Origin of the sequence: Streptomyces sp. NPDC053493 (genome assembly GCF_044544825.1) — a bacterium.
In the GTDB taxonomy this organism is placed as follows: Bacteria; Actinomycetota; Actinomycetes; order Streptomycetales; family Streptomycetaceae; genus Streptomyces.
The window spans coordinates 268,279-293,761 of sequence record NZ_JBITXS010000005.1 but is presented as its reverse complement, the minus strand read 5'-3'; the positions used below and the strand labels follow the sequence as shown (position 1 = coordinate 293,761).

Below are 25,483 nucleotides of genomic sequence, written 5' to 3'. Positions count from 1 at the left end.
GGCGAATCCGGAGGAGCGGAACACGGAAAGGCCCCGCAATCGACCTGCCACGATTGCGGGGCCTTTCCGTGCCGCCGATGTCCCGGTCTTCAGTCCAGCCAGCCGAGCCGCACCGCCCGCACACCCGCCTCGAAACGGCTCGACGCGCCCAGCTCCTGCATCAGTTCGGACAGCATCCGGCTCACCGTGCGCAGCGAGACGCCCAGATTCCGGGCGATCTTCTCGTCCTTCATGCCCGCCGCGAGCATCTGCAGCGCCGCCCGCTGCTGCTCCGACAGGCCGTCGCCGCCCCGCTCCGGCGCCACGTCGTCCCCGTACGGCGTGGCCGTGTGCCAGCAGTGCTCGTACAGGCTCAGGAAGGAGCGGACGAGCAGCGGCCCACGGGCCAGGATCGCGCCCTCGCCCGGCGCCTCGGGGCGCAGCGGCACGATCGCGTACTGCTCGTCGACGATGACCATCGTCATCGGCAGGTCGGGCGCGATCCGGACCTCCACGCCCAGCTCGGCCCGGCGGTTGAGGACCTCCGCCGCCTCCGGGCGGACGGCGTCCTGGCTGCGGTAGATGGCGCGGACCCGCACGCCGTGGGCCAGCTTGCGGCGGTCCCGCTCGAAGATCCGCTCCGGCACCTGCCGGGCCGGGCCGGTCGGGTACATCGAACAGGACGCCTCCTGCGTGACGTCGATGATGTCCTCGAGGGCCTGCTGGATCCGGCGGTAGTCGGTGATCGTCTCGACCGCGATCTCGGAGCGGGTCAGTGAGCCGGGCCGCAGGAACGTGCCGGCCAGCGTCTCCAGGGTGCTGTACGCCTGATCGGCCTCGGCCAGGTGCTCGCGCAGCCGGGCCCGCTCCTGGTCCAGGACGCGCAGCAGCGCGATCTCCGGGTCCACGGAGGCCACCGCGTCCTCGTCCGGCCGCCACGCGGCGTCGCGCAGATCGACGCTGGTGGCGTGCGTGCTGGTGGTCGGGACGATCAGGCCCAGGGTGACCAGCTCGGTGCGACATCGCTCGAACTCCTCGGGCGAGAGGCCTAACGACCCGGCCACCTCGGGGAAGTTCGACACTCCGCGCCGGCGCAGCTCCTGGTAGAGGGCCACCAGCCGGCCGTCCGAAAGGCCCGCCGCGACGCCCTTCGCGGCGCCCTCCGCGAGGCCCTCCGCGAGGCCCTTCGCGAGGCCTTCCGCGAGACCGTCCGTCCGGCCTTCCTCCGTGACGCCACCCGTCGTGATCACGCGAGCATCCCCCCTTCACCTCATGGTCCGGTCGTCCCCGGTCGCCAGGTTACGTGCCGGGTCGTGGCGGCCGGCCGGCCACGAGCCGGGCGGCCCCGGGCACCTGGAACCCCGCCTCCCTACTGCGGCGCCGGGTCGAAGGCGTCGCCGTCGAGGAGGCCCAGCCGGGCGGCCTTCACACCCGCCTCGAAGCGGCTGGCCGCGCCCAGCTCCTGCATCACCTCGGAGATCAGCCGGCTGACCGTGCGCAGCGAGACGCCCAGGTTCCGCGCCACCTGCTCGTCCTTGATGCCGGACGCCAGCATCCGCAGCGCGGCCCGCTGCTGTTCGGTGAGCCCGTCACCGCCGTGCCCGCCCGGGTCCTCGTGGCCGTACGGGGTGGCCGCGTGCCAGCAGTACTCGTACAGGGCCCGGTAGGAGCGGACCAGGCCGGGGCCGCGGGCCAGCACCGCGGCCGACTCCGGGTCGCGCGGATCGGTCGGGAGCAGCGCGAAGTTCTCGTCGGCGAGCACCATGTTCATCGGGACCACGGGAGACAGCCGCACCTCGACGCCCAGCGCGGTCCGCTCGGCCAGGTGCTGCACCATCTCCGGCACCTGGCCGACCCGGTGGCTGTACATGGCCTGGACCCGTACGCCGCGCGCGATCCGCTCGCGGTCGCGGTCCAGCTCCCGGGCCGTCTCCTCGCGCCGTACCGAACCGGTCAGCATCGAGTGGACGGAGCCCTTCACCGTGGTCGTGAGGTCGGCCAGCTCGCGGCGGATGCGGGCCGGGTCGTCGACGATCTCGACCTCGACCTCGGAGCCGGTCTCCATGCCGGCCCGCAGAAACGGTCCGGCCAGTGTCTCGAGCACCGTGTGCGCCCGGTCGGTCTCGGCAAGACGGCTCTCCAGCCGGTCACGCTCGTGCTGGAGCAGCCGGAGCAGTGCGACGTCCGGGGCGACCACGACCGGCGGGAGCTCGCCGGCCGGCCGCGGCTCGATCAGGCCGAGCGTGGTGAGCTCGGCGCGGCAGCGCTCGCGTTCGGCGTCGGTCAGGTCGAGGCGCCGTGCCACGTCGTCGAACGTGTCGCCGGGAGCGGTGCGTAACTCCTGGTAGAGGGCGAGGGCCTGCTCGCTTCCCGTCCGCCCTCCGGCGGCGTTTTTGGACACGGCGCAGCAGACTCCCCTCGGATCGCGCGGATCCTGTTGAAACGCCCCGCTAGACCCTGCCACAGATTCGAACGCACCGCACGGTGTTCAAGTGCATTGGGGGGCCGGGCCGTTCGGCGGCCGGACGCGCCCCCGGGCAGCGGTCTTCGTCAGTCGCGGCAGTCGGGGCACAGGCCCTTGAAGACCACCTCGGCGTCGCTGACCGCCCACTCGGGCAGGCTGCCGCGGGGCGGTGCGGGCGCGGTCGCCGCCACGTTCTCCACGCGGCCGCAGTTCAGGCACAGGGCGTGCTGGTGCGCGGGGCCGGAGATCTCGAACACGGCGGGCAGACCGGGCCGGTCGAACTTGCTGACCAGGCCCGTCTCCTGGAAGTGCCGCAGCATCTCGTACACGGCCTGGCTGGTGAGGGTGCCGAGCCGCTCACGGGCGGTGGCCGTGATCGCCTCGACGTCGAGATGGCCGCCGGCGGCGAGCACCGTGAGCACCTCCAGGCGCGGACCGGTGACGCGCAGGCCCACGTCGCGCAGGCGCTGGATCACCGCCTCGCGGCCCGTCAGGTCTTCCACGACTGCCATCTTCTCCGCCCGCCACCTGGTCGGCCCAAACCTTTGTGGGCATCGTACCTCTTGGCCGTCCCTGTCGTCAGTCGGTCCTCGGCCAGGCGCCGGGGGGCCCGGGCGCCGGGTCCCGTCCCTCAGGCCGCCGGGGTGGCCGGGCTCAGTCGTCGGGGCGGCAGACGAGGAGCACGCTCTCCGTCCGGTCGTCGATGCGGTGGCGCCGCCGGCCCTCGATGTACAGGCCCGCCGCGTGCAGCTCGGCCGCCAGGTGCTCGCCGTCCACGATCCACTTGTCCGTGGTCAGCACGACCCGCTCGGTCGACAGCTTCCCGGTCCGCGCCGTGCAGTACGTGATCCGCTCGCTCATCGTGCGCAGGTCGAAGTCCTGCCGGGCCACCACCCACTCGTCGATTCCGTCGAACCGCGGCACCTGGAACGCCCAGGTCCGCTGCGGCTCGGCGACCAGTCCCGGCAGCAGGTGGGAGGTGTAGTCGAGCGCGAGCGCTCCGCCCGCCCCCAGGTGCGAGGCGATCTCGCGCAGCAGCCGGGGCCGCGCCTGCGGCGGTACGGCGGAGACCATCGCGCCCGCGAGCAGCGCGAGCCGGTAGTCGCCGTCCAGCCGCAGCTCGGTCAGGTCGGCCCGGGTGGTCACGATCAGCCCGGCGACCTGCGGACCGATGCGCCGGGCCCAGGTCTCGAGGCGCTCCAGGGCGGGGCCGTCCCGGTCCACGGCCTCCACGGCGAAGCCGTGCCGGGCGAAGGGGACGGCGAGCCGTCCGGCGCCGGAGCCGAGATCGAGGACGGGGCCGCCGGTGGACCGGGCGAGACCGAGATACCGGACGATGTCGGCGCTGTGCGGGCCGAGGAGCGCGTCGTGGAGCCAGACCGAGTCCGCGTCGGCGGGCGAGACCGTCTCGAGTCCGGGAAGGGTGTCGGACGAGAGCCGGATCCCGGCGCCGGGGGCGGGCGGTTCGTATCGGGACGGCAGGACCGCCGCGAGCGCCGCGGGCACCACCGGCAGGGACGTGCCGCTCTGTGTGTGCATCGCTCCTCCAGGGACTCGCTCGGTCCGTGCCGTCCGGAGGCAGGGCTCCCGTGCCGCCGGGGCCGTGCCGCTGTGCACATCCTGACCTGCGGCGGAGGGCGGATTCCAGCGGATCCGGGGGCGTGAACACGCGATGGCGTGTGTCTGCCACGGGTGGTGGCGGAGGCGAGGTGGGAACGTGAAGGGGGAGGAAGGGCGGCCGGCGGGCGCGGTCAGAGGGCGCGGTGGAGGCGGGTGCCGTCCAGCGGGGCGAAGCCGCTCTTCACGTAGAAGGGGAGCGAGGGATCCTGCGCGGCCGGCAGCGTCACGCGCTGCTCGGTGGCGCCGTAGTCGCGCATCCGGTCGCTGGTCGCCGCGAGCAGCGCCGTACCGACTCCGCTCCGGCGCGCGCCGGGCACGACGGCGAGCGCGTACAGCTCGCCCTCGCCCGGTACGGGCACGCCGCCGGCGACCGCGCCGAGCAGTTCGCCGTCCGCGCCGGTGGCCACCAGCCAGCCGAGCCAGCCCGGTGCGCCGCCGGGAATTTCAATTTCCGCGCGGATACGGGGAAGTGCGCATTGTGTCGAGACGAGTCGCCGGGTCGGGATTTCGCCGAGTATTTCCGCGTAGCTGTCCCGAATGGACTCCGCCAGCAGCCTGGATATCGTCGTCGCGTCGGCGGCCTCCGCCGCCCGCACGTCCGCCAGCTGCATTGGTTCGTACCCTTCGACGTGCCGAGCTGAACGCCAACATACCCACGATAGCGGGGAATTCAGGAGGGCGTGACCGATGTCAAATCTACGAATTCCCTTAGTATTAATTCGGGAACGAGCAGCAGGCGATGATCAGCGGAGCGGCCGCGAGACCGGCCGCGGCGATCGTCAGCATGCCGCGCAGGACCGGATGTCCCGCGCTGTGCGGCGTGAGGATCCGCCGCATCCGCAGGGCAGCCGACGGGCCGCCCGCGCCGAAGGCCTCGCGCGGCGCCCGGCCCGAGGCGAGCGCGTAGAGCGCGGTGGCCAGCGCGTCGCGCGAACACCGGCGCAGGGCCCGGTCGTCGGCCGTCATCTCGAGCAGCAGCGGCACCGCCGTGCCGCCGTGGCGGGCGAGCGGCAGGCGCGGGAAGACCGCGGCGAAGGACTCCGCCGCCGCCACCAGCAGATGGTGCCGCCCCGCGATGTGCGCGCGCTCGTGGGCGAGGGCCGCGTCCAGCTGGGGAGTGGTGAGGGTGGCGAGCGCGCCGGAGGAGACCACCACGCGGCGCGAGCGGCCGGGCAGGCAGTAGACCGCGGGCCGCGCGTGGTCCAGGACGGTCGCGCCGAGCCCCGGGTCGTAACGGCCGACCAGCCGCAGGGTCTCCGCGTGCCGCCGCCGCTCGTGGCGCGCCCGCAGCAGCGCCCGTACGAAACCGGCGACCGGCACCGCGAGGACGGCGAGGGCGACGGCGAGGGCCGTGTACTCGCGTGCGCTGAGCCGCAAGAGGCGTTCGGCGGGTGGGAGTTGGAGGGCGAAGAGGGCGTCGCTGACGCGGTGGCCGGTCGGGCTCGGCAGGATCAGCTGGGCCGGCAGCAGCGCGGCGCAGCCGGCGAAGAGCGCGCCGCTCGCCGCCCAGACGGCGAGCGCGAGCCGGGGCACCTGCTGGGTCCAGCGGGCCCGCACCAGGAGCCAGGGCACGAGGAAGCCGGTGCAGAGGACGAGGCCGAGGGGCGGGAGGGTGTGGTGGTTCACCGGTTCTCGCCGCCCTCGCCGGCGAGGCGGCGCGCGGCGCCGAGCGCGGCGCCGTGGGCCAGGCCGCGGTCCGCGGTACCGGGCGGCAGGCCGTGGCGCGCGGCACCGGGCGGCAGGTCGTGGTCCGCGGTACCGGGCGGCAGGTCGTGGTCCGCGGTGCCGGGTGGCAGGTCGTGGTCCGCGCCCGCGGTGCGGCGGGCCGTGCGCAGGGCGGCGTCGAGGGCGGCCATGTCCTCGTCGGAGATGGTCTCCACGAAGCGCAGCAGCGCGGCGGGCCGGTCCTGGCTGTCGCCGAGCGCGTCCTGCATGAGCCCGGCGGTGTACTCCTCGCGGCTGCGGACGGGTTCGTACAGCCAGGCCCGGCCCGATTTCTCGCGGCGCAGCCAGCCCTTGCGGTGGAGTATGTCGGCGACGGTCATCACCGTCGTGTAGGCGACGCGGCGCCCCAGATTGATGTCGTCGACGATCTCGCGGACCGTCGCGGGCCGCTGCCAGGCCCACAGCCGGTCCATGATCTCGGCCTCCAGCTCTCCCAGCCGGCGCACGTGCATCCCCTCCCCGCTCACGGGCGGCTCATCGTACGGGCCGCCTCACCCGCTCAGGTATACCCCCCGGGGGTACGATGGCGGGATGACGACCCTGATGGCGAACCTGATGACGAACCGCCCCTGCGCGAAGGTCTGCGGCCCCGGCCTGCCCGGTTCGGTGGAGCTGGTGCTCCTCCGTCAGGTGCTCGGCCGGTGTCTTCGGCTGAGCGTGAAACTGACCGCCGACTGCCCTTCGCACAAGGGCGGTTGACTCTCTCTCTTGACTTGTTCCGACGTGAACCGCGTCAGGTCCGGACGGGGTCCGGTTCAGGTCCGGATGAGGCGGGCGATGGCCTTCGAGGCCTCGCCCACCTTCACCTTGGCCTGGTCCCCGCCGGCCGCGATGGCCTCCGTGACGCAGCAGCTGAGGTGCTCGTCCAGGAGGGCCACCGCGCAGGACTGGAGCGCCGCGTTGACGGCGGACACCTGGGTCAGGACGTCGATGCAGTAGACGTCCTCGTCGACCATCCGCTGCACGCCCCTGACCTGTCCCTCGATGCGCCTGAGGCGTCTGATGATGTCTTCCTTGTGCTGTACGTAACCGGCCACGGCGGCCTCCTCGTCACATCACGTCACTTGAAGGCAGCGTCACTTGTCGGCGGCCTGGAAGCCCCGCAGGCGGAGGCTGTTGCCGACCACGAAGACCGAGGAGAAGGCCATCGCGGCACCGGCGATCATCGGGTTGAGTAGGCCGGCCGCGGCGAGCGGCAGCGCGGCCACGTTGTAGGCGAAGGCCCAGAAGAGGTTGGAGCGGATGGTGCCGAGGGTCTTGCGGGAGAGCCGGATCGCGTCGGCCGCGGCCCGCAGGTCTCCTCGTACGAGCGTCAGGTCGCCGGCCTCGATGGCCGCGTCCGTGCCGGTGCCCATCGCGAGGCCGAGGTCGGCCTGGGCGAGCGCGGCGGCGTCGTTGACGCCGTCGCCGACCATGGCGACCGAACGGCCCTCGGCCTGAAGGCGCTTGACGACGTCGACCTTGTCCTGCGGCATGACCTCGGCGATGACCTCGCCGATGCCGACCTCGGCGGCGACGGCCTCGGCGACCGCCTTGTTGTCGCCGGTGAGCAGGATCGGCGTGAGTCCGAGGCCCTTGAGGCGGCGGATCGCCTCGGCGCTGGTCTCCTTGACGGCGTCGGCGACCTCCAGTACCGCGCGGGCCTTGCCGTCCCAGGCGACCGCGATGGCGGTCCTGCCGGCCTTCTCCGCGGCCTCCTTCGCCGAGCGGAGGCTGTCGGGCAGGGCCATCGCCCACTCCTCGAGCAGCTTCTCGCGGCCGACGAGGACGGCGTGGCCCTCGACGACGCCCTGGACGCCGAGGCCGGGCACGTTGGTGAAGTCCTCGGGTGTGGGCAGGGTGCCGACCTTGGCGGCGGCGCCGGTGGCGACGGCCTGGGCGATCGGGTGCTCGGAGGAGTGCTCCAGGGCGCCGGCCAGGCGCAGCACGTCGGTCTCGTCGGTGCCGGCGGCGGTGTGGACCTTGATCAGGGTCATCCGGCCGGTGGTGACGGTGCCGGTCTTGTCCAGGACGATGGTGTCGACCTTGCGGGTGGTCTCCAGGACCTCGGGGCCCTTGATGAGGATGCCGAGCTGGGCGCCGCGGCCGGTGCCGACCATGAGGGCGGTCGGGGTGGCGAGGCCGAGGGCGCACGGGCAGGCGATGATCAGCACGGCGACGGCGGCGGTGAACGCGGAGGTCAGGCCCTGTCCCGTACCCAGCCAGAAGCCGAGGGTGCCGAGCGAGAGCGCGATGACGACCGGCACGAAGACGGCGGAGATCTTGTCGGCGAGGCGCTGGGCGGCGGCCTTGCCGTTCTGGGCGTCCTCGACGAGCTTGGCCATGCGGGCGAGCTGGGTGTCGGCGCCGACGCGGGTGGCCTCGACGACCAGACGGCCGCCGGCGTTCAGGGTGGCGCCGGTGACGGCGTCGCCGACGCCGACCTCGACGGGCACCGACTCGCCGGTGAGCATCGAGGCGTCGACGGCGGAGGAGCCCTCGACGACGGTGCCGTCGGTGGCGATCTTCTCGCCCGGGCGGACCAGGAAGCGCATGCCGACCTGGAGTTCGGCGGTCGGGACGGTGGTCTCCCGGCCGTTCCTGAGGACGGTCACCTCCTTCGCGCCCAGCTGCATCAGCGCCTTGAGCGCGGCGCCGGCCTTGCGCTTGGAGCGGGCCTCGAAGTAGCGGCCGGCCAGGATGAAGGCGGTGACGCCGGCCGCGGCCTCCAGATAGATGTTCCCGGCGCCGTCGGTGCGGGCGATGGTGAACTCGAAGGGGTGCGTCATGCCGGGCGTGCCGGCGGTGCCGAAGAACAGTGCCCACAGCGACCACAGGAACGCGGCGACGGTGCCGACCGAGATCAGCGTGTCCATGGTGGCGGCGCCGTGCCGGGCGTTGGTCCAGGCGGCGCGGTGGAAGGGCCAGGCGGCGTAGGTGACGACCGGCGCGGCGAGCGTGAGGCTCAGCCACTGCCAGTACTCGATCTGCAGGGCCGGCACCATCGCCATGGCGATGACGGGCACGGCGAGCGCGACGGCGGTGACCAGCCGGTGCCTGAGGGGCCGGAGTTCGGCGTCGGCCCGCTCCTCGTCGGAGGGGCCGTCGGCGCCCGGCGTCTCGCTCTGCGGCGGGGCGGGCTCGGCGGCGGTGTAGCCGGTGGCCTCGACGGTGGCGATGAGGTCGGCGACGGCGATGTCGGCGTCGAAGGTGACCTTCGCCTTCTCGGTCGCGTAGTTGACGGTGGCCTCGACGCCGTCCATGCGGTTGAGCTTCTTCTCGATACGGGCCGCGCACGAGGCGCAGGTCATGCCGCCGATGGCGAGCTCGACCTGGGCGGTGCCGGGGGTCGTCGTTGTCATGAGGTCTGCTCCTCGTTCGTTACGGGGCGGGGGCCGGGGCCCGGGCGTGGTGGGCGAGCCCCGGCGGCCGGTGGGCGCCGAAGCGCCGGTCAGGCGCGGCCGGTCAGCTCGTAGCCGGCGTCGTCGACGGCGGCGGCGATCGCGGCGTCGTCGGGCGCGCCGCCGGTGGTGACGGTCACCCGGCCGGCGGCGACGTCGACGTCCACGGACAGGACGCCGGCGAGCTCGCCGACGGACTGGGTGACGGCGGACTTGCAGTGGCCGCAGGTCATGCCGGAGACGGCGTAGACGGTGGTGGTGCGGTCGGCGACGGCGACGGCCGTGGTGGCGTCGGCGGCGGCGTTGGTGGAGCAGCTGTTGTCGGGGGTGCAGCAGGAACCCATGTCGTCCTCCATCGTCGGTGTCACTCTTACGGATACCCTCGGGGGGTATCGTGATGCGTTCATGTATACCCCTGGGTGGTATGCGTTGGCAAGCGTCGGCCCGACTTGACTTGATACCCCCCGGGGGTATGGTGAAATGCAAGGAAGGGTCACCCACGCCACCCATGCACGGGAGAGCAGTCATGAACACCGGAGTGAAGATCACTGCCTTTGCCGCCGCGCTCGCCGCGACCTTCGGGACCGCGTACGGGGTCGGCAAGGGTGTCGGCCCGATCGGCGAGCCGGCCGCGCCGCGGCACGGCGGCCACGCGGAGGCGGCGCAGGAGCAGGCGGGCGGGGACGGCCACGCCGGACACGGCGGCGGGACCGAGGGTGCGGCGAACGCGCCCGCGGCCGGCGGTCTGCAGATCTCCGACGGCGGCTACACGCTCGCCCTCGACACGCCGACGCCGGCCCCGGGCCGGAGCACCCTGAAGTTCGCCGTCAAGGACGCCGCCGGCCGGAAGGTCACCGCGTTCACCACCGAACACGGCAAGGAACTCCACTTCATCGTCGCCTCGCGCGACCTCACCGTCTTCCGCCACCTCCACCCGGTGAAGGCCGCCGACGGCACCTGGAGCGTGGACGCGGACCTGCCGGCCGCCGGCGCCTACAAGGCCTTCGCCGACTTCAAGCCGGCCGTCGAGGGCGCCAAGGGAGTGACGCTGGGCGCCGACCTGTCCGTCCCCGGCGCCTACGCGCCGAAGCCGATGCCGCCCGCGACGCCGACCGCGAACGTCGACGGCTACGAGGTCCGGCTCGGCGGCACGCTGGACCCGGGCAAGGCGGGTGAGCTGCGGCTCACGGTCACGAAGGCCGGAAAGCCCGTCACCGACCTGGAGCCGTACCTCGGCGCGTACGGACATCTCGTCGCCCTGCGCGCCGGCGACCTCGCGTACCTCCACGTCCACCCGAACGAGGGCGGCCCGGGCCCGGACGTCTCCTTCACCGCGACGGCGCCGAGCCCGGGCACGTACCGGCTCTTCCTGGACTTCCAGCACGAGGGAAAGGTGCGGACTGCGGCGTTCACCGTGCGGGCAGGAGAGACGGCGGGGACGGCGGCCGGGACGGCGGCGCCGTCCGGTGAGGCGTCGCACGATGCGGGAGGCCACTCCCACGGCTAGTCTGGACATTGGACTAGACCTGTAGCGAGTGATCCCTGGAGGATGGGGCTAAATGAGCAACCGTGCAGTGCTGGAGGTGATCGCCCTCGACGAGGAGGACGCGGTCGCTGCCCAGGCCGGTGGGGCGGACCGCCTCGAGCTGGTCACCGACATCGCGGCGGACGGATTCACACCGTCCACGACCGGCTTCGCGACGATCCGCGCCGCGGTCGACATCCCGCTGCGCGTGATGCTCCGGCTGACGGACGGCTTCGCCGCCGGCGACATCGACGCGCTGGTGGGCCGGGCCTCGGAGCTGCGGGAAGCAGGAGCCGACGCCTTCGTCCTCGGCTTCCTCACCGCGGACGGCGACGCGGACCTGGTGGCGGTGGAGCGCCTGATGGCCGTCCTCGACGGCTGCCCGTGGACCTTCCACCGCGCCATCGACCGCGCCGCCGACCGCGACGCGCTGCGCAAGCAGCTCGCCGACCTGCCGGGCCTCGACACCTACCTCACGGCGGGCGCGGCGACCGGTGTCGACGACGGCCTGCGCACGCTGCGCGCCGAGGCCGCCCGCGCCGGCGAACCGGGCTACGAGCCGCAGATCCTCGTCGGCGGCGGCCTCCGCCTCGACCACCTCCCGACCCTCCGCGCCGCCGGCCTCACCGCCTTCCACATCGGCGGCGCCGCCCGCCCCCACGGCTGGACGGCCCCGGTCTCCGAATCCGCGGTCCGCGCTTGGCGCGAGGCGGTGGACGGGTAGGCGCTGGGGGGCTCGGAGGGTGCGGGTCCGGGGCCCGCTCTGTGAACGTTTCGGGTGTGCTTCTGGTGTGGCCGCCCTGTTTCCGAGTGTGGCCCCCTCCGTCGTCCCGTCAAGGGCGCTCCCTTCGGTCGCGTCGCTTCGCGATGTCGCTGCGCTTCACCCTTGACGGGCCGTCTCCGGGTGCCTTTTCACACTCGGAGGGCGGCCGGGGGTGCGGGGCCGGCGGGGGCCGGGTCGCGCCTGGGGCGGGGTGGCGGGGTGCGGGCCGGTGGGTGGTGCGCGGTCGTGGAATGGGGTGCCCATTCTCGGCTGAGCGACTTGCGGCGGTCGTTGGGCGGGGCTTCATGCCCCGCTGGTCATTGCCGGTGCCAAGGGGGGCATCGCGGCCCCGCCCACGGATCGGATCGCCTCTGGAGTCACAGGAGTTCACTCTCGTCCCACGCGGGGTGGGGATGTGTCACTTAGCACCGAGGCGGCGGGGCGAGGCCGCTGCGGGAGGGATTCGGGCCGCCTCAGTCGTCACACGAGGGCGCTCCCGTCCCCGCGCGGGGCGAAGTCGCCCTGCGCGGGCCTGAGGCTGCCTCAGTCGTCACACCCGTGCGCTCCCGTCCCATCCCGGGCCGGGATGTGTCACTTAGCACCGCACCGGGCGTCCGCCTTCTCTCCACCCACCGGGAGTGACCAGCGGGGCATGAGTCCCAGCCCCACGACGGCGGCCCGCCGCTTAGCCGGGATTGGGCACCCCATTCCACTGCCGCGCTCCACCCACCGGCCCGCAGCCCGGCACGCCACCGCAGGCAGGACACGCCCCCGCCGGCCCCGCCCCCCCCGGCCGCCCTCCGAGAGTTTTCACGTGTCTGGAGGTGACGGGTCAAGGGTGGCCGCAGGCCATCGCGCAGCGACGCGACCGAAGGGAGCGCCCTTGACGCGGCGCCGGAAGGCACGACTCTCGGAGAAGAGGGCGGCCGCACCAGAAGCACACCCACAACCCCCGCCCCCAGAACCCAAGCTAGCCCCGCCCCAACCGCCTCCCGCCCTCTAGGTGACCCGAATTGCGTGGCGAGGGGCTCGGCGGCGCCGTTAGCCTCCGCGGCATGCAGACGCAGCCGGAGGCACAGTCGCCGTCGCCGTCGTCGTCGCCGACCGCGCAGGCCGCGCGCGGCCCGGTGCAGCCCGACGAGGATCTGGTGCGGCGGCTTGTCGCCGCGCAGTTTCCGCGGTGGGCGGGGCTGCCCGTGCGGCAGTTGGTGACCGCGGGGACGGACAACGCGATGTTCCGGCTCGGAGACGAGTGGGTCGTGCGGCTGCCGAAGGCCGAGTGGGCGCGGGGCCAGGTCGAGAAGGAGCAGCGGTGGCTGCCGCGGCTCGCGCCGTGGCTGCCGCTGGACGTTCCGGTGCCGGTCGGGGAAGGCGTGCCGGGTGAGGGCTACGACCAGGCGTGGTCGGTGGCCGCGTGGCTGGACGGCGCCGACGCCTACGCGGCGCCGGTCGCCGATCTCGCCGACACCGCCGTCGCGTTGGGCCGTTTCGGTGCCGCTCTGCGCGCGGTCGACACGACCGGCGGGCCCGCGTCCTCGCGGGGCGGGCCGGTCACCGCCTGGGAGGACGGCGCCATGGCGGAAGCGCTGCGGGCCCTCGGGGCCGACGGCACGCTCGACGGCGCGGCCGCGACCGCCGCCTGGGAGGAGGTGCTGCGGCTGCCGCGGTGGGACGGCGAGCCCGTCTGGGTCCACGGCGACCTGCTGCCCGGCAATCTGCTCACCCGCGACGGACGCCTCAGCGCCGTCATCGACTTCGGCGCCCTCGGCGCGGGCGATCCCGCCTGCGACATGATGCCCGCCTGGACCCTCCTCACGCCCGAGACCCGTCCCCTCTTCCGCGAGGCGGCCCGGGTCGACGACGCCACCTGGGCCCGCGGCCGCGGCTGGGCCCTGTGCTGGGGCGTCGTGACCGAGCACTCCTACCGCGGGAAGAACCCGGTCCTGGCGGACGTGGCCCACCGGTCCTGGTCCCAGGCGCTGCCCGAGTACGGCCACGGTGACTGAGACGGCACGGTCAGGGGCCCAACTGCTCCGGCAGGGGCGCCGCGTGAACGACCGTCAGGCCCGAGACCGCACGCGTCAGCGCCACGTACAGCCGGCGCAGTCCCGTCCGCTCGTCCGGTTCGCCGTCGACCACGGCCGCCGGCTCGTCCAGGACCACGTAGTCGTACTCCAGGCCCTTGGCGAGCGAGGCCGGGACCAGGGTCAGCCGGGACTCGGCGGTGGTCTCCTCGCCCGGCGAGAGGTACGGCAGGCCGGCGGCCTCCAGCGCCTTCGCCAGCGGCGCGATCCGGGCGTCGGCGGCGATCAGGCCGATCGAGCCCTCGTGGGCCAGCGACTCCCGGCACGCCGCCACCACGTCCTCGTCCAGGGCGGAGGGCGAGGCCGAGGCCCGGATCAGCAGCGAGCCGGGGTTCTCCCGCACCGACTCCACCGCCCGCAGGCCCGGAGACATGTGCGGCAGCAGCCGCGAGGCGTACGCGATGACCTCGCGCGGCACGCGGAAGCCGGCCGTCAGCTCCTCGACCACGGCCTCCGGCTTGCCCAGGTGACCGAGCGCCTGCGCCCAGCTCTGCGTCGCCCACGGCGTGGTGCCCTGCGCCAGGTCGCCGAGGACCGTCGCCGAGCCCGTCGAGCAGCGCCGGCCGACCGCCCGGTACTGCATGGGCGAGAGGTCCTGCGCCTCGTCGAGGACGACATGGCCGAGCGAGTGGGTGCGCTCCACCAGGTCGCGGGCCTCGTCGATGAGGACGGCGTCCGCCGCCGACCACTTCGCCGTCTTCACGCTGCGGGCCGGCTTCGCCCACAGCAGCAGCTTCTGCTCCTCCTCGTCGAGGACGCCCGCCGCGTGCTCGGCCAGGAACTCGGGCTCGCTCAGCAGCCGGAGCACCAGCTTGGCCGGATCGACGGCGGGCCAGCACTCCTTCACGACCGCCTTGACCGCCGCGTTGCGCGCGACCGCGTTCTGCACCCGGTCGTCGGGCGCCTCGCCCGCCTGCTCCATCCGCACCAGGACCGCGTGCGCGATGCGCTGCGGCAGGGCCTCGCGGGCCGCGCCGTAACGGATGTCGCGGTCGGTCAGCTCCCGGACGATCTCCTCGATCTCGTACGCCGGGACCCGCCAGCGGCGCGAGCCGCGCACCACCATCAGCGGCTCGGTGGGCATCGCCACGTGCGACCACACCGCCCGCCGCAGCACCTCCGCCATCCGGGCGTCGCCCTTGACGACGGCGGTCGCCGCCTCGTCCGTACCGCGCACCTCGACGTGCGCGACCAGGTCGTCCACGGTCGCCTGCTGCACCTCCAGCTCGCCGAGCGCGGGCAGCACCTGCTCGATGTAGTGCAGGAAGGAACGGTTCGGCCCGATGACCAGCGTGCCGGTACGGGCGAGCCGCTCCCGGTGCGCGTAGAGGAGGTACGCGACACGGTGCAGGCCCACGGCCGTCTTTCCGGTGCCGGGGCCGCCCTGCACGCACACCGTGCCCGACAGGCCGGAGCGGACGATCTCGTCCTGCTCGGGCTGGATGGTCGCGACGATGTCGCGCATGGGGCCGACGCGCGGCCGCTCGATCTCGGCCTGGAGCAGCCGGCTGGTCCGGGTCAGCTCGGACGGGTCGGAGAGGTGCTCGTCCTCGTACGCGGTGAGGTCGCCGCCCGTGTAGCCGAAGCGGCGGCGCAGCCCGACGTCCTGCGGGTTCTGCCGGGAGGCCTGGTAGTACGGCTGGGAGACCGGGGCGCGCCAGTCGATGACCATCGGGTCGCCGTCGGCGTCGTGGACGTGCCGGCGGCCGATGTAGAAGCGCTGGCCCTCCTGCGTGGTGTGCAGGTAGTCGAGGCGTCCGAAGAACAGCGGGGTGTCGGCGAGGTCCGCGAGCGCCTTGACGCGGTCCTCGATCTGGCGGGTGAGGACGACGGCGTTGACCCAGTTCGCGGTGACGTCCTTGATGTCGAGCGACTCCACGTCCTCGCGCATCGCGCGCAGCGCGGCGCGGGACGCGGCGAGGTGGGCGCGTTCGCGCGCGAGCGGGTCGTCCGGGGAGTCGTCCGTGGAGACGGGGGACGTTGCGGACACGGTGAAGCCTCCGGGTCGGGTACGTCGGATACGTCGGTACGCGGGCCCTGAAGCGCACGCCTTTACGTGCCGGGCGCGCCGGTACGTGCCGGGCGCGCCGGCGCGTGTCGGGTACGCGGGCACGTCAAGGTGGCCGCCGGTTTCCGACCGGACGGCGGCGCTCCACGAGCGGGAGGCGGGGAAGCTGGCGAGTGTAGCGGCGGCCGGGTCGGGAGGCGAATGGATTTACCCGGCGCCCCGACCCGTAGGGGACAGGGTCCGACTCGGGGCGGACCCGGATTCCGACCCCAGAGCGATGTGGTCGGTATGTCCGATTCGGCAGGATGGAGTCATGACCGCGACGACCCTCACCCCAGCGCCCGCCGCCACCCTCCCGCGCTCCCGCCGCCTCGGCCTCGCCCTGCGCGCGATACGCGCCTTCGGCTCGGCCGCCGTCGGCGTGACCCTGCTCGGCGACCACGGCCCGGCGGAGGCGGGAGTCCGCGACCCCCGCCCCCGCCACCTCCACGACACCGCAGCGTAAGGACGCCCGAGGCCGGGGGGCGCCCGGCCGCGCGTAGGACGCCTGGCCTGCCGCGCCTAGGGCGCCAGCAGCTCGCTCGCGTCGACGATCCGGTACGCGTAACCCTGCTCGGCCAGGAAGCGCTGGCGGTGCGCCGCGAAGTCCTGGTCGATGGTGTCGCGGGCGACCACCGAGTAGAAGTGCGCCTGGTGCCCGTCCGCCTTCGGCCGCAGCACCCGGCCGAGCCGCTGCGCCTCCTCCTGCCGGGAGCCGAAGGTGCCGGACACCTGGATCGCGACCGTCGCCTCGGGCAGGTCGATCGAGAAGTTCGCGACCTTCGAGACGACGAGGACGCTGATCTCGCCGTTGCGGAACGCGTCGAACAGCTTCTCGCGCTGCGCGTTCGACGTCTCGCCCTTGATCACCGGCGCGTCCAGGTGCTCGCCGAGCTCGTCCAGCTGGTCGATGTACTGGCCGATGACGAGGATCTGCTGCCCGGCGAACTTCTTCACCAGCGCCTCGGTCACCTTCCGCTTCGTCGCCGTCGTCGCGCAGAAGCGGTACTTCTCCTCCGCCTCGGCCGTCGCGTACGCGAGCCGCTCCGAGTCGGTCAGGTCGACCCGCACCTCCACGCAGTCGGCGGGCGCGATGTAGCCCTGCGCCTCGATCTCCTTCCACGGCGCGTCGAAGCGCTTCGGCCCGATGAGCGAGAACACGTCCGACTCGCGGCCGTCCTCGCGTACGAGCGTCGCGGTCAGCCCGAGGCGGCGACGGGCCTGCAGGTCGGCGGTGAACTTGAACACCGGCGCCGGCAGCAGGTGCACCTCGTCGTAGACGATCAGGCCCCAGTCGCGGGAGTCGAACAGCTCCAGGTGGGGATAGATCCCCTTCCGCCGGGTCGTCAGCACCTGGTACGTGGCGATGGTGACCGGCCGGATCTCCTTGCGGGCGCCGCTGTACTCGCCGATCTCGTCCTCGGTCAGCGAGGTGCGCTTCACCAGCTCGTGCTTCCACTGCCGGGCCGAGACCGTGTTCGTGACCAGGATCAGCGTGGTCGCCTTGGCCTTGGCCATCGCCCCGGCGCCGACCAGCGTCTTGCCCGCGCCGCAGGGCAGCACCACGACGCCCGAGCCGCCGTGCCAGAAGCCCTCGACGGCCTGCTGCTGGTACGGACGCAGGGCCCAGCCGTCCTCGGCGAGGTCGATCCGGTGTGCCTCGCCGTCCACGTAGCCGGCCAGGTCCTCGGCGGGCCAGCCCAGCTTGAGCAGCGTCTGCTTGATCTGCCCGCGCTCGGAGGGATGGACGGCCACGGTGTCCGGGTCGATCCGCTCTCCGACCAGCGGCTGCACCTTCTTCGACCGGAGGATCTCCTCCAGGACGGGCCGGTCGGTGGTGGTGAGCACGAGACCGTGGGTGGGGTGCTTGGACAGGGTGAGCCGGCCGTAGCGCGCCATCGTCTCGGCGACGTCCACGAGCAGCGCGTGCGGCACCGGGTACCGCGAGAACTCCACGAGCGCGTCCACGACCTGCTCGGCGTCGTGCCCGGCCGCCCGCGCGTTCCACAGCCCGAGCGGCGTGACCCGGTAGGTGTGGATGTGCTCGGGCGCCCGCTCCAGCTCGGCGAACGCCGCGATCGCCCGCCGGCAGGCCTCGGCCTGCTCGTGGTCGACCTCCAGCAGGAGCGTCTTGTCGCTCTGGACGATGAGTGGACCGTTCACGTAGGTGCATCCCTTCCGCGCGGGCGGCCGACCCGGACCCGCGGCCAAACATCCAGTCTGCCTGACGGCGGCCGGATCCGGGCGGGGCGGAGGTGGGTGGGCCGGCTCGGCCGGTCAGTCGGCCGGCGTACGGACGAGCGCGTTGTGGCCGATCGCGTTGTGGACCGTGAAGCTGACCGCGTCCGGGCGGTAGCGGTCGTCGGACCATTCGACGGGGCGGCCGTCGTGGGTCGTGGTCACCCGGCGGACGCGCAGGAGCGGGCTGGTGCGGCGCAGCGCGAGGAGGGCGGCGTCCCGGGCGCCGGCCGCGACCGCGTCGATGACGTGCTCGCCGTGCGCGAAGACCAGGCCCGTGTCCTCGTACAGACGCTGGGTGACCGAGGCGCAGTCGGCGTCGATCGCCTCCACTGCGGGAGAGATCCAGTCGGCGTAGACCGTGCGCTCGATCAGGACGGGCGAACCGTCGAGGCCGCGCAGGCGCAGCACGTTGAGGCAGGGCGTGCCCTGGGGCAGGTGGAGGCGGGCGGCGTCCTCGGCGGTGGCGGGGCGGTATTCCTGGGTGATGACGTGGCCGGTGGCGGTGCGGCCCATCGCCTGGGCCCACTGGGCGAAGCTGCGCAGCTCGGCGAAGCTCTGGCTGCGGCGGCCGGCCAGGACGACGCGGCGGGCGCCCTGACGGGAGCCGATGAGGCCCTCGGCGGTGAGGGCGGCGACGGCCTGGCGGACGGTGCCGCGGGAGACGCCGTAGCGGGCGGCGAGCTCGGTCTCGGCGGGCAGGCGGGCGCCGACCGGGTACTCGCCGCGCCGGATCGCCTGGCGCAGTTCGTCGGCGATCTGTTCGTGGCGCGCGGTCATGATCCCCCTCCTTCTGTGCACAGGCCATTCAGCGTAGCCGACGGTGCAGGTGGCCGAAAACAGCCGTCAATGTGCAGGGAATAGCGGGTATCCGTTCCCTCCTCGTTCACCTTCAGGTCATCGTCGCCGGGCGTACTGGGGCCGACTTGTTCAGACAAGTCGAGTCGCCCCCGACTTCCCTGGAGCAGCCGTGTCCGTCCCCGCGCCCCTCGCCGCGCCCCTCCCGAGAAACGCCGTCCTCGGCGGCTCTCTCGCCCTCGTCGCCGCGCTCGCCCTGACCGCCTGCGGCGCCGCCCCCGAGAACGCCGCCACCACGCCCGACGGCAAGAACGCCGCCACCGCGACCTCCGCCGCCGACCTCGGCGGCATGGACGCCCTCGTCGCCGCGGCCAAGAAGGAGGGCACGCTCCACGCCATCGCGCTGCCCCGCGACTGGGCCAACTACGGCGCCCTCATCGACGGCTTCCAGAAGAAGTACGGCATCAAGGTCGAGGTCGAGAACCCGGACGCCTCCAGCCAGGACGAGATCAACGCCGTCACCTCCCGCAAGGGCCAGGACCGCGCCCCCGACGTCCTCGACCTCGGCAGCTCCTTCGCCCTCAGCGCCGCCCAGCAGGGCCTCCTGGCCCCGTACGAGGTCACGGCCTGGAACGACATCCCCGAGGCCCAGAAGGACCCGAAGGCCCGCTGGTACAACGACTACGGCGGTTACGTCTCCATCGGCTGCGACGCCAAGCGCGTCAAGACCTGCCCGACCACCTTCAAGGACCTCCTCAAGCCCGAGTACAAGGGCCAGGTCGCGCTCAACGGCAACCCCACCAAGTCCGGCTCCGCCTTCGGCGGCGTGTACGCGGCGGCGCTCGCGAACGGCGGCTCCTTCGACGACATCCAGCCGGGCCTGGACTTCTTCGCCGAGCTGAAGAAGAACGGCAACTACACGCCGGTCGAGTCCACGCCCGCGACCGTCGAGAAGGGCGAGACGCCCATCAGCATCGACTGGGACTACCTCAACGCCGGCTACGCCGAGGAGTTCCGGTCCAAGGGCCTCGACTGGAAGGTCGCGGTCCCGGCCGACGGCCGCTACGCGCAGTACTACTCCCAGGCCGTCAACAAGGACGCCCCGCACCCGGCCGCCGCGCGCCTCTGGCAGGAGTACGTGTACAGCGCCGAGGGCCAGAACCTGTGGCTCAAGGGCTTCGCCCGGCCCGTCCTGATGCCCGCCCTGGACAAGGCCGGCACCCTCGACAAGGACGCCGCGCTCAAGCTGCCCGCCGTCTCCGGCGTCCCGTCCTTCCCGACCGAGGCCCAGCAGGCCAAGGCCAAGACGACCCTCGCGCAGGGCTGGGGCAAGGCCGTCTCCGGATGACGAGCCCCGAAACGACCACGACCACGACCACGACCACGACCACGACCACGCCGGGCGAGGTCGAGGCCGGGGCGTCGGCCGGGGCGGTAGCCGGGGCGTCGGCCGGGGCGGTGGCCTCGGCCGCGGCCCGGCCCGGCGGGGCCGCGAGCCCTGCCGCCTCGAGCGCCGCCGCCGCCGCCGCTCCCGCGCGGTGGCGGCGGGTGCCCGGCTGGGTGGCCGTCGTGCCGCTGCTCGGCTTCGTCGCCGTCGCCTTCGGGGTGCCCGCCGGTGCCATGCTCGGCGGCGCCCTCAGCGTCGACGACCCGGCCACCGGCACCGGCACGTACGGTACGGAGAACCTGACCGCCTCCCTCCAGGGCGCCTACCTCACCGCCCTCCTCGGCAGCGTCAAGCTCTCCGCGACCGCCGCCGGCCTCGCCGCGCTCCTCGGGCTGCCGCTCGCCCAGGCCGTCGTCACCTCCCGTTCCCGCGCCCTGCGCGAGGCCGTGCTCACCGCCTCCGGCGTGCTCGCCAACTTCGGCGGCGTCCCGCTCGCCTTCGCGTTCGTCGCCACCCTCGGCAACGCCGGCGTCCTCACCCGCCGCCTCGGCCTCGCCGACCACGGCTGGAACCTCTACAGCTTCTGGGGCCTGGTCGTCGTCTACCTCTACTTCCTCGTCCCGCTGATGGTCCTGACCATCACGCCCGCCCTCGACGGGCTGCGCGGCCAGTGGCGCGAGGCCGCCCGCAACAACGGCGCCACCACCCTGCAGTACTGGCGGCACGTCGCCCTGCCCGTGCTGCTGCCGAGCCTGCTCGGCGGGCTCGTGCTGCTCTTCGGCAGCGCCTTCGCCGCGTACGCCACCGCCGCCGCGATGGTCGGCAGCGCCGTCCCGCTCGTCACCCTGCAGATCTCCGACGCCATCTCCGGCAACGTCCTCGTCGGCCAGGAGAACGTGGCGCTCGCCCTCAGCGTCGACATGGTCGTCATCGCCGGGCTCGTGATGGCCGTCTATCTGCCCCTGCAACGCCGGAGTTCGCGATGGCTCGCCTGAACACCCCCGCCGTCGGCACGACGCTCGCCACCGGCGCCACTTCCGCCGCCGGCGCCGCTCCCGCTACCGGCACGACGCTCGCCGCCGGCACCACTTCCGCCGCTGGCGCCACTTCCGCCACCGGCGGTGATCCCGCCACCGGCGTGGGGCCCGCCGGCCGCGTCGGGCCCACTGCCCGCGTCGGGCCCGCCGGCCGGGCCACGCTCTGGCGCCGGCTCGTCCTCGGGCTCGCCGGGCTCTACTTCCTGGTGCCGCTCGCCGCCTCCGTCGTCTTCACCGTCGACGTGCCCGGCCAGGGCCTCACCTTCGACGCGTACACGCGGATCCTCACCACCGAGGGCTTCACCACCAGCCTGCTGCTGTCGCTCGCCCTCGCCGCCGTCACCATCGCCGTCGTGCTGCTGCTCATGGTGCCCGCCATGGTCGCGCTGCGGCTCGGCGCGCCGCGCCTGCGGCCCGTCGTCGAGACGGTCTGCTCGCTGCCGCTGGTGGTCCCGCCCATCGCGTTCGTCGCCGGCATCGGCACCGTCCTGAAGTGGGGCCCGGAACACCTCGCCCGTACGCCGCTCTTCCAGACCTTCGTCGCGCTGCAGAACCCGGACTTCCCGGTCGTGCTCGTCCTCGCGTACGTGGTGATGGCGCTGCCCTTCGTCCACCGGGCGCTCGACGCCGGCCTGCGCGCCGTCGACGTCCGCACGCTCGTCGAGGCCGCCCGCAGCTGCGGCGCCGGGCCGGTGCGGGCGCTCGTCACGGCCGTCCTGCCGAACCTGCGCGGCGCCCTGATGAACGCGGCCTTCCTCACGCTGGCCCTGGTCCTCGGCGAGTTCACGGTCGCCCAGCTGCTCGGCTTCCGGCCGTTCGCCGTGTGGATCGTCAACGTCAGCGGCTCGCAGGCGCAGCTGTCCGTGGCGGTCTCCGTGCTCAGCCTCCTCGTCACCTGGGTGCTGCTCCTGGCCCTCGCCGGGGCCGGCGGCCGCGCCCCCGCCGCCCGCCGTACCGCCTCTACCGCCCGTACCGCCCGTACCGCCAAGGGACAGCCATGACCGTCACCACGCCCGACGCCTCCTCCCGCATCTCCGCGGGAGCCGTCACCGCCACCGGCGCCGCGACCGTCGAATTCCGCGGCCTGCGACGGCAGTTCGGTCCCACCACCGCCCTCGACGGGCTCGACCTGACCGTCGAACCCGGCGAACTGCTCGCGCTGCTCGGCCCGTCCGGCTGCGGCAAGACCACCGCCCTGCGCATGCTCGCCGGCTTCGAGCACCCCGACTCCGGCGCCGTGCTCGTCGACGGCCAGGACGTCACGCGCGTGCCCGCGCACCGGCGCGACGCGGGCATGGTCTTCCAGTCGTACAGCCTCTTCCCGCACCTCGACGCCCTCGACAACGTGGCCTTCGGACTGCGCATGCGCAAGACCGGCAAGGCCGAACGTACGGCGCGGGCGGCCGAGCTGCTCGAACTCGTCGGACTCGGCGACAAGGCCCGCCGCTTCCCGCACCAGCTCTCCGGCGGCCAGCAGCAGCGCGTCGCGCTCGCCCGCGCGCTGGCCCTGCGCCCGCGCGTGCTGCTGCTCGACGAGCCGCTGTCGGCGCTCGACGCCAAGGTGCGGCTCACGCTGCGCGAGGAGATCCGCCGTATCCAGCGCGAACTCGGCATCACCACGCTCTTCGTGACGCACGACCAGGAGGAGGCGCTGTCCATGGCCGACCGGGTCGCCGTCATGCGCGCCGGCCGCCTGGAGCAGTGCGCGCCGCCGGCCGAGCTGTACGGGCGGCCCGCGACCGCCTTCGTGGCCGAGTTCGTCGGCACGATGAGCCGGATCCCGGGCCGCCTCCTCGACGGCGACACGGTCGAGGTCCTCGGCCGCCGCCTGCCCGTGGACGGCGAGCCGCCCGCCACGAGCGCGACGAGCGCGGCTTCCGTGGCTTCCGCGACGAAGGACGTCGACGTGCTCGTACGGCCCGAGGACGTCCAGGTCTCGTCCGAGGGCGCGTGCTCGGCGCGGATCGTCGCGACGGCGTTCCTCGGCGCGACCACCCGGCTGACCGTACGCCTCGCCGACGCCACCGAGGTCAAGGCGGACCTGCCGACGCACGAGGCCGCCGCACTGGCGGCCGGGGATGCTGTGACGGTGACCGTGCGCGAGCGCCCGGTCCTCGTCGCCGCCCGCTGAACCAAGGAGCAACGTGAGCACCGAACGCCCCCGCCGCGGCAGCCGTGACGCCGTGCCGGGCCTCGACGCCGTCCTGTTCGACATGGACGGCACCCTCGTCGACACCGAACACCTGTGGTGGGAGGCGGTGGAGCAGGTCGCGGGCCGTCCGCTGACCGAGGCCGACCGGCCGGACGTCCTCGGCCGCCCGGTCGAGCACACGGCGGCGTGGCTGGCCGCGGGCGGCGCCGCGGCCGGCCCTTCCGCCGCCGGCGCCCCTGCCGCTTCCGGCGCCACCGCCGACGCCCGTGCCGCCTCCGCCGCTCCTGCCGCCTCCGCCGACGCGTACGCGGACGCGCTGGACCGGGAGTTCACGGACCGCGTCCGGGCCGGTGTCGTACCGCGGCCCGGGGCGCTCGGTCTGCTCGACGCACTGGCGCGTGACCGCGTGCCCACCGCCCTCGTCACCGCCTCGCCGCGTGCGGTCGCCGACCTCGTGCTCGACGCGCTCCGGGCGCTCGGCGCACCGGAGTTCACCGTGTCGGTCACGGCGGACGACACCGGGCGCACCAAGCCCGAGCCCGACCCGTACCTGGCCGCCTGCCGGGCGCTCGGCGTCGAGCCCGCGCGGTGCGTGGCCGTCGAGGACACGCCCACCGGTGTCGCCTCGGCGGAGGCGGCGGGCTGCGTGGTGCTGGCCGTTCCGTCCCTCGCCCCGATCGACCCGGCGCCCGGCCGCACCGTCCTCGCCGGCCTGACCGAGGTCACCCCGGACCGGCTGCGGGCGATGGCGGCGCGCCGGCTGCGGGTGATGAGCTGGAACCTGTGGCTCGGCGGCGGCATGGTCGACGACCACCGGACCAAGCAGCTGGCGGCGATCCGCGCCGCCGGCGCCGACGTCGTGGGCCTCCAGGAGACCGGCGGCACGGCGACCCGGGAACTGGCCGAGGCGCTCGGCTGGCACCACCACCACGCCGGCGAGAACCTCGGCATCCTCAGCCGCCACCCGATCGTGGCCCGCCTCGGCGACCCGGAGGTCGGCTTCTACGGCGCGGCGGGCGTCCGCGTACGACTCGACGGCGACGGCGGCGGCGAGGGCGGGGGCTCCGGCGCCGGCGGCGGCGAGGTCGAGGTCGACGTGTGGACGGTGCACCTCCACTACACCCCGTACGGCCCCTACGAGGCGGCCTTCGACGGACTCCCGGCCGCCGAGCTGGTCGCCCACGAGGAAGTCCGGCTCACCCAGATGCGGGACACGCTCGGACGCGTCGCCAAGGAGGCGCAGGCGCCGGGCGGCCGGGAGGAGCGGCCGGTCGTCCTCGTGGGCGACTTCAACGCGCCGTCCCACCTCGACCGGCCCGACGTTCCCTGGCCGGTGACCCGGGCCGCCGAGGCCGCGGGCCTGCGCGACTCCTACCGCGAGGCCCACCCGGATCCCGCCCGCGACCCGGGCCACACCTGGTCGCCGGTCCACCTCGTCCACCCGGACGACGACTCCGGCCGCCCCGAGCCCCAGGACCGCATCGACTACGTCCTCCACAACGGCCGCGGCCTGCGCGTCCTCGACTCCCGCACGTTCGTCGTCGGCACGCCGACGCCCTGGCCGGACGTCGCCGCCAACGACTGGCCCTCGGACCACGCGGCGGTGGTCACCACCTTCGCGCTCTGAGGCCCGTCCGATGTCGGTGGGGTCTGCCATGCTGGACGGAACGGACTGCCGAGAGGGAGGTGGCGAGATGAGCGTCGCGCACGATCCGCACTACGGGCCCTGGACGATAGAGCAGGTACTGGCTCTGGAGGAGGACCGAGGTCAGCGCAGGGAATTGATGGGGGAAGCGCTCATGATGTCACCGGCTCCGGGCACCAAGCACCAGCGGGCGTCGCTTCGGCTGGCGTCTCTGCTGGACCGCACCATCCAGGAAGCGGGAGCGCCGGCCGAGGTGCTCGAGGCGGTGAACCTCATCCTGCCCGACGGGCTCTTCATCCCCGACATCGTCGTCGTCGAGGCTGCCGCGGCCGCAGAGGACCCGATCACGTATGACGCCGAAGCCGTTCTCCTCGTCGTCGAGATCGTCTCGCCCTCGTCGTCCGGCCGCCGCACCGACCGGCTGCTGAAGCCGCCGTACTACGCGGAGGCGGGCATCGAGCACCTGTGGCGTCTGGAGCTGGAGCCCGTTCCCGCGCTGGTCGTCTCGGAGCTGCGCGACGGTCGCTACGTCGAGCGTCTCGTGGCCGAGGCGGGCCACGAGACGTCGGTCGAGGCGCCGTTCCCGCTGAAGCTCGACCCGGGCAAGCTGGTCAACCCGCGGGCTTAGGGAACAGCCCA

23 protein-coding genes and 1 pseudogene are annotated in these 25,483 nt (G+C 73.7%); 11 read left to right on the top strand and 13 right to left on the bottom strand.

The features are described 5' to 3' along the window. Positions 1-89: 89 nt before the first annotated feature. From ACIGO8_RS17575 to ACIGO8_RS17545, 7 genes and pseudogenes are all read right to left on the bottom strand, one after another. Positions 90-1,229 carry a LuxR C-terminal-related transcriptional regulator gene (locus ACIGO8_RS17575; RefSeq protein WP_399730779.1) on the bottom strand — a complete coding sequence of 380 codons (1,140 nt, stop codon included), beginning with the start codon at positions 1,227-1,229 and terminating at the stop codon, positions 90-92. 119 nt (positions 1,230-1,348) lie between these two features. After that, positions 1,349-2,380: a LuxR C-terminal-related transcriptional regulator gene (locus tag ACIGO8_RS17570; RefSeq protein WP_399730776.1), complete on the bottom strand. Its 1,032-nt coding sequence runs from the start codon at positions 2,378-2,380 to the stop codon at positions 1,349-1,351. Positions 2,381-2,529: 149 nt separating this feature from the next. Next, complete coding sequence (locus ACIGO8_RS17565) at positions 2,530-2,955, bottom strand: Fur family transcriptional regulator (protein ID WP_399730774.1); 426 nt, start codon at positions 2,953-2,955, stop codon at positions 2,530-2,532. 142 nt (positions 2,956-3,097) lie between these two features. Beyond that, positions 3,098-3,982, bottom strand: coding sequence for an SAM-dependent methyltransferase (locus tag ACIGO8_RS17560; RefSeq protein ID WP_399730771.1), 885 nt, complete (start codon positions 3,980-3,982; stop codon positions 3,098-3,100). 212 nt (positions 3,983-4,194) lie between these two features. Then, positions 4,195-4,674 carry a GNAT family N-acetyltransferase gene (locus tag ACIGO8_RS17555; protein ID WP_399730769.1) on the bottom strand — a complete coding sequence of 160 codons (480 nt, stop codon included), beginning with the start codon at positions 4,672-4,674 and terminating at the stop codon, positions 4,195-4,197. A 103-nt stretch (positions 4,675-4,777) separates the two neighbouring features. Continuing rightward, positions 4,778-5,689 carry a M56 family metallopeptidase gene (locus ACIGO8_RS17550; protein ID WP_399730767.1) on the bottom strand — a complete coding sequence of 304 codons (912 nt, stop codon included), beginning with the start codon at positions 5,687-5,689 and terminating at the stop codon, positions 4,778-4,780. 191 nt (positions 5,690-5,880) lie between these two features. Further along, a pseudogene (locus ACIGO8_RS17545) lies at positions 5,881-6,234 on the bottom strand (BlaI/MecI/CopY family transcriptional regulator); the annotation flags it as partial. A gap of 85 nt (positions 6,235-6,319) precedes the next feature. Here ACIGO8_RS17545 and ACIGO8_RS17540 point away from each other — a divergent pair. After that, entirely contained in the window at positions 6,320-6,487 is a 168-nt protein-coding gene (locus ACIGO8_RS17540; protein WP_399730765.1) for a hypothetical protein, read from the top strand. A gap of 56 nt (positions 6,488-6,543) precedes the next feature. Here the strand turns inward: ACIGO8_RS17540 and ACIGO8_RS17535 are convergent, their stop codons facing one another. The 3 genes from ACIGO8_RS17535 to ACIGO8_RS17525 form a co-directional block, all read right to left on the bottom strand. Continuing rightward, positions 6,544-6,825, bottom strand: coding sequence for a metal-sensitive transcriptional regulator (locus ACIGO8_RS17535; RefSeq protein WP_399730763.1), 282 nt, complete (start codon positions 6,823-6,825; stop codon positions 6,544-6,546). Positions 6,826-6,864: 39 nt separating this feature from the next. Then, positions 6,865-9,129, bottom strand: a complete 2,265-nt coding sequence (locus ACIGO8_RS17530; RefSeq protein WP_399730760.1) for a heavy metal translocating P-type ATPase — start codon at positions 9,127-9,129, stop codon at positions 6,865-6,867. Positions 9,130-9,218: 89 nt separating this feature from the next. Beyond that, positions 9,219-9,512 (bottom strand): heavy-metal-associated domain-containing protein, encoded by a 294-nt coding sequence (locus tag ACIGO8_RS17525; protein ID WP_399730758.1) that lies wholly within the window; start codon positions 9,510-9,512, stop codon positions 9,219-9,221. A 182-nt stretch (positions 9,513-9,694) separates the two neighbouring features. Between ACIGO8_RS17525 and ACIGO8_RS17520 the strand changes: the two genes are divergently transcribed. From ACIGO8_RS17520 to ACIGO8_RS17510, 3 genes are all read left to right on the top strand, one after another. Continuing rightward, complete coding sequence (locus ACIGO8_RS17520; protein ID WP_399730756.1) at positions 9,695-10,675, top strand: hypothetical protein; 981 nt, start codon at positions 9,695-9,697, stop codon at positions 10,673-10,675. Between the two features lie 52 nt (positions 10,676-10,727). After that, complete coding sequence (locus ACIGO8_RS17515) at positions 10,728-11,417, top strand: copper homeostasis protein CutC (RefSeq protein ID WP_399730754.1); 690 nt, start codon at positions 10,728-10,730, stop codon at positions 11,415-11,417. Positions 11,418-12,511: 1,094 nt separating this feature from the next. After that, entirely contained in the window at positions 12,512-13,462 is a 951-nt protein-coding gene (locus ACIGO8_RS17510; RefSeq protein ID WP_399730752.1) for an aminoglycoside phosphotransferase family protein, read from the top strand. A gap of 10 nt (positions 13,463-13,472) precedes the next feature. Here the strand turns inward: ACIGO8_RS17510 and ACIGO8_RS17505 are convergent, their stop codons facing one another. After that, the gene (locus ACIGO8_RS17505; RefSeq protein ID WP_399730750.1) at positions 13,473-15,530 is read right to left on the bottom strand and encodes a HelD family protein; all 2,058 of its coding nucleotides are present in this window, start codon (positions 15,528-15,530) and stop codon (positions 13,473-13,475) included. A gap of 331 nt (positions 15,531-15,861) precedes the next feature. On the opposite strand from ACIGO8_RS17505, the gene ACIGO8_RS17500 reads away from it, so the two are divergent. After that, positions 15,862-16,053 carry a hypothetical protein gene (locus ACIGO8_RS17500; RefSeq protein WP_399730748.1) on the top strand — a complete coding sequence of 64 codons (192 nt, stop codon included), beginning with the start codon at positions 15,862-15,864 and terminating at the stop codon, positions 16,051-16,053. A 56-nt stretch (positions 16,054-16,109) separates the two neighbouring features. Here ACIGO8_RS17500 and ACIGO8_RS17495 read toward each other — a convergent pair whose 3' ends face one another. Then, complete coding sequence (locus ACIGO8_RS17495) at positions 16,110-17,750, bottom strand: DNA repair helicase XPB (protein WP_399730744.1); 1,641 nt, start codon at positions 17,748-17,750, stop codon at positions 16,110-16,112. Positions 17,751-17,864: 114 nt separating this feature from the next. Continuing rightward, positions 17,865-18,605, bottom strand: coding sequence for a GntR family transcriptional regulator (locus ACIGO8_RS17490; RefSeq protein ID WP_399730742.1), 741 nt, complete (start codon positions 18,603-18,605; stop codon positions 17,865-17,867). A gap of 190 nt (positions 18,606-18,795) precedes the next feature. Between ACIGO8_RS17490 and ACIGO8_RS17485 the strand changes: the two genes are divergently transcribed. The 6 genes from ACIGO8_RS17485 (at position 18,796) to ACIGO8_RS17460 (ending at position 25,472) form a co-directional block, all read left to right on the top strand. Beyond that, complete coding sequence (locus ACIGO8_RS17485) at positions 18,796-19,971, top strand: ABC transporter substrate-binding protein (protein ID WP_399730739.1); 1,176 nt, start codon at positions 18,796-18,798, stop codon at positions 19,969-19,971. Continuing rightward, positions 19,968-21,005 carry an ABC transporter permease gene (locus ACIGO8_RS17480; protein ID WP_399730736.1) on the top strand — a complete coding sequence of 346 codons (1,038 nt, stop codon included), beginning with the start codon at positions 19,968-19,970 and terminating at the stop codon, positions 21,003-21,005. The genes ACIGO8_RS17485 and ACIGO8_RS17480 overlap by 4 nt, the downstream gene beginning before the upstream one ends. 143 nt (positions 21,006-21,148) lie before the next feature. After that, entirely contained in the window at positions 21,149-22,048 is a 900-nt protein-coding gene (locus tag ACIGO8_RS17475; protein WP_399731300.1) for an ABC transporter permease, read from the top strand. Beyond that, the gene (locus ACIGO8_RS17470; protein ID WP_399730733.1) at positions 22,045-23,178 is read left to right on the top strand and encodes an ABC transporter ATP-binding protein; all 1,134 of its coding nucleotides are present in this window, start codon (positions 22,045-22,047) and stop codon (positions 23,176-23,178) included. Before ACIGO8_RS17475 ends, ACIGO8_RS17470 begins: the two co-directional genes overlap by 4 nt. A 13-nt stretch (positions 23,179-23,191) precedes the next feature. After that, the gene (locus ACIGO8_RS17465) at positions 23,192-24,826 is read left to right on the top strand and encodes an HAD-IA family hydrolase (protein WP_399730730.1); all 1,635 of its coding nucleotides are present in this window, start codon (positions 23,192-23,194) and stop codon (positions 24,824-24,826) included. 67 nt (positions 24,827-24,893) lie between these two features. Continuing rightward, positions 24,894-25,472 (top strand): Uma2 family endonuclease, encoded by a 579-nt coding sequence (locus ACIGO8_RS17460; RefSeq protein WP_399730727.1) that lies wholly within the window; start codon positions 24,894-24,896, stop codon positions 25,470-25,472. The last annotated feature ends 11 nt before the right edge of the window (positions 25,473-25,483 follow it).

Excerpts from the sequence above, each read along its gene's own strand:
- ACIGO8_RS17565 (WP_399730774.1), bottom strand. The coding sequence starts at position 2,955 with ATGGCAGTCGTGGAAGACCTGACGGGCCGCGAGGCGGTGATCCAGCGC.
- ACIGO8_RS17560 (WP_399730771.1), bottom strand. The coding sequence starts at position 3,982 with ATGCACACACAGAGCGGCACGTCCCTGCCGGTGGTGCCCGCGGCGCTC.
- ACIGO8_RS17555 (WP_399730769.1), bottom strand. The coding sequence starts at position 4,674 with ATGCAGCTGGCGGACGTGCGGGCGGCGGAGGCCGCCGACGCGACGACG.
- ACIGO8_RS17540 (WP_399730765.1), top strand. The coding sequence starts at position 6,320 with ATGACGACCCTGATGGCGAACCTGATGACGAACCGCCCCTGCGCGAAG.
- ACIGO8_RS17530 (WP_399730760.1), bottom strand. The coding sequence starts at position 9,129 with ATGACAACGACGACCCCCGGCACCGCCCAGGTCGAGCTCGCCATCGGC.
- ACIGO8_RS17525 (WP_399730758.1), bottom strand. The coding sequence starts at position 9,512 with ATGGGTTCCTGCTGCACCCCCGACAACAGCTGCTCCACCAACGCCGCC.
- ACIGO8_RS17520 (WP_399730756.1), top strand. The coding sequence starts at position 9,695 with ATGAACACCGGAGTGAAGATCACTGCCTTTGCCGCCGCGCTCGCCGCG.
- ACIGO8_RS17515 (WP_399730754.1), top strand. The coding sequence starts at position 10,728 with ATGAGCAACCGTGCAGTGCTGGAGGTGATCGCCCTCGACGAGGAGGAC.
- ACIGO8_RS17510 (WP_399730752.1), top strand. The coding sequence starts at position 12,512 with ATGCAGACGCAGCCGGAGGCACAGTCGCCGTCGCCGTCGTCGTCGCCG.
- ACIGO8_RS17500 (WP_399730748.1), top strand. The coding sequence starts at position 15,862 with ATGACCGCGACGACCCTCACCCCAGCGCCCGCCGCCACCCTCCCGCGC.
- ACIGO8_RS17490 (WP_399730742.1), bottom strand. The coding sequence starts at position 18,605 with ATGACCGCGCGCCACGAACAGATCGCCGACGAACTGCGCCAGGCGATC.
- ACIGO8_RS17480 (WP_399730736.1), top strand. The coding sequence starts at position 19,968 with ATGACGAGCCCCGAAACGACCACGACCACGACCACGACCACGACCACG.
- ACIGO8_RS17470 (WP_399730733.1), top strand. The coding sequence starts at position 22,045 with ATGACCGTCACCACGCCCGACGCCTCCTCCCGCATCTCCGCGGGAGCC.
- ACIGO8_RS17460 (WP_399730727.1), top strand. The coding sequence starts at position 24,894 with ATGAGCGTCGCGCACGATCCGCACTACGGGCCCTGGACGATAGAGCAG.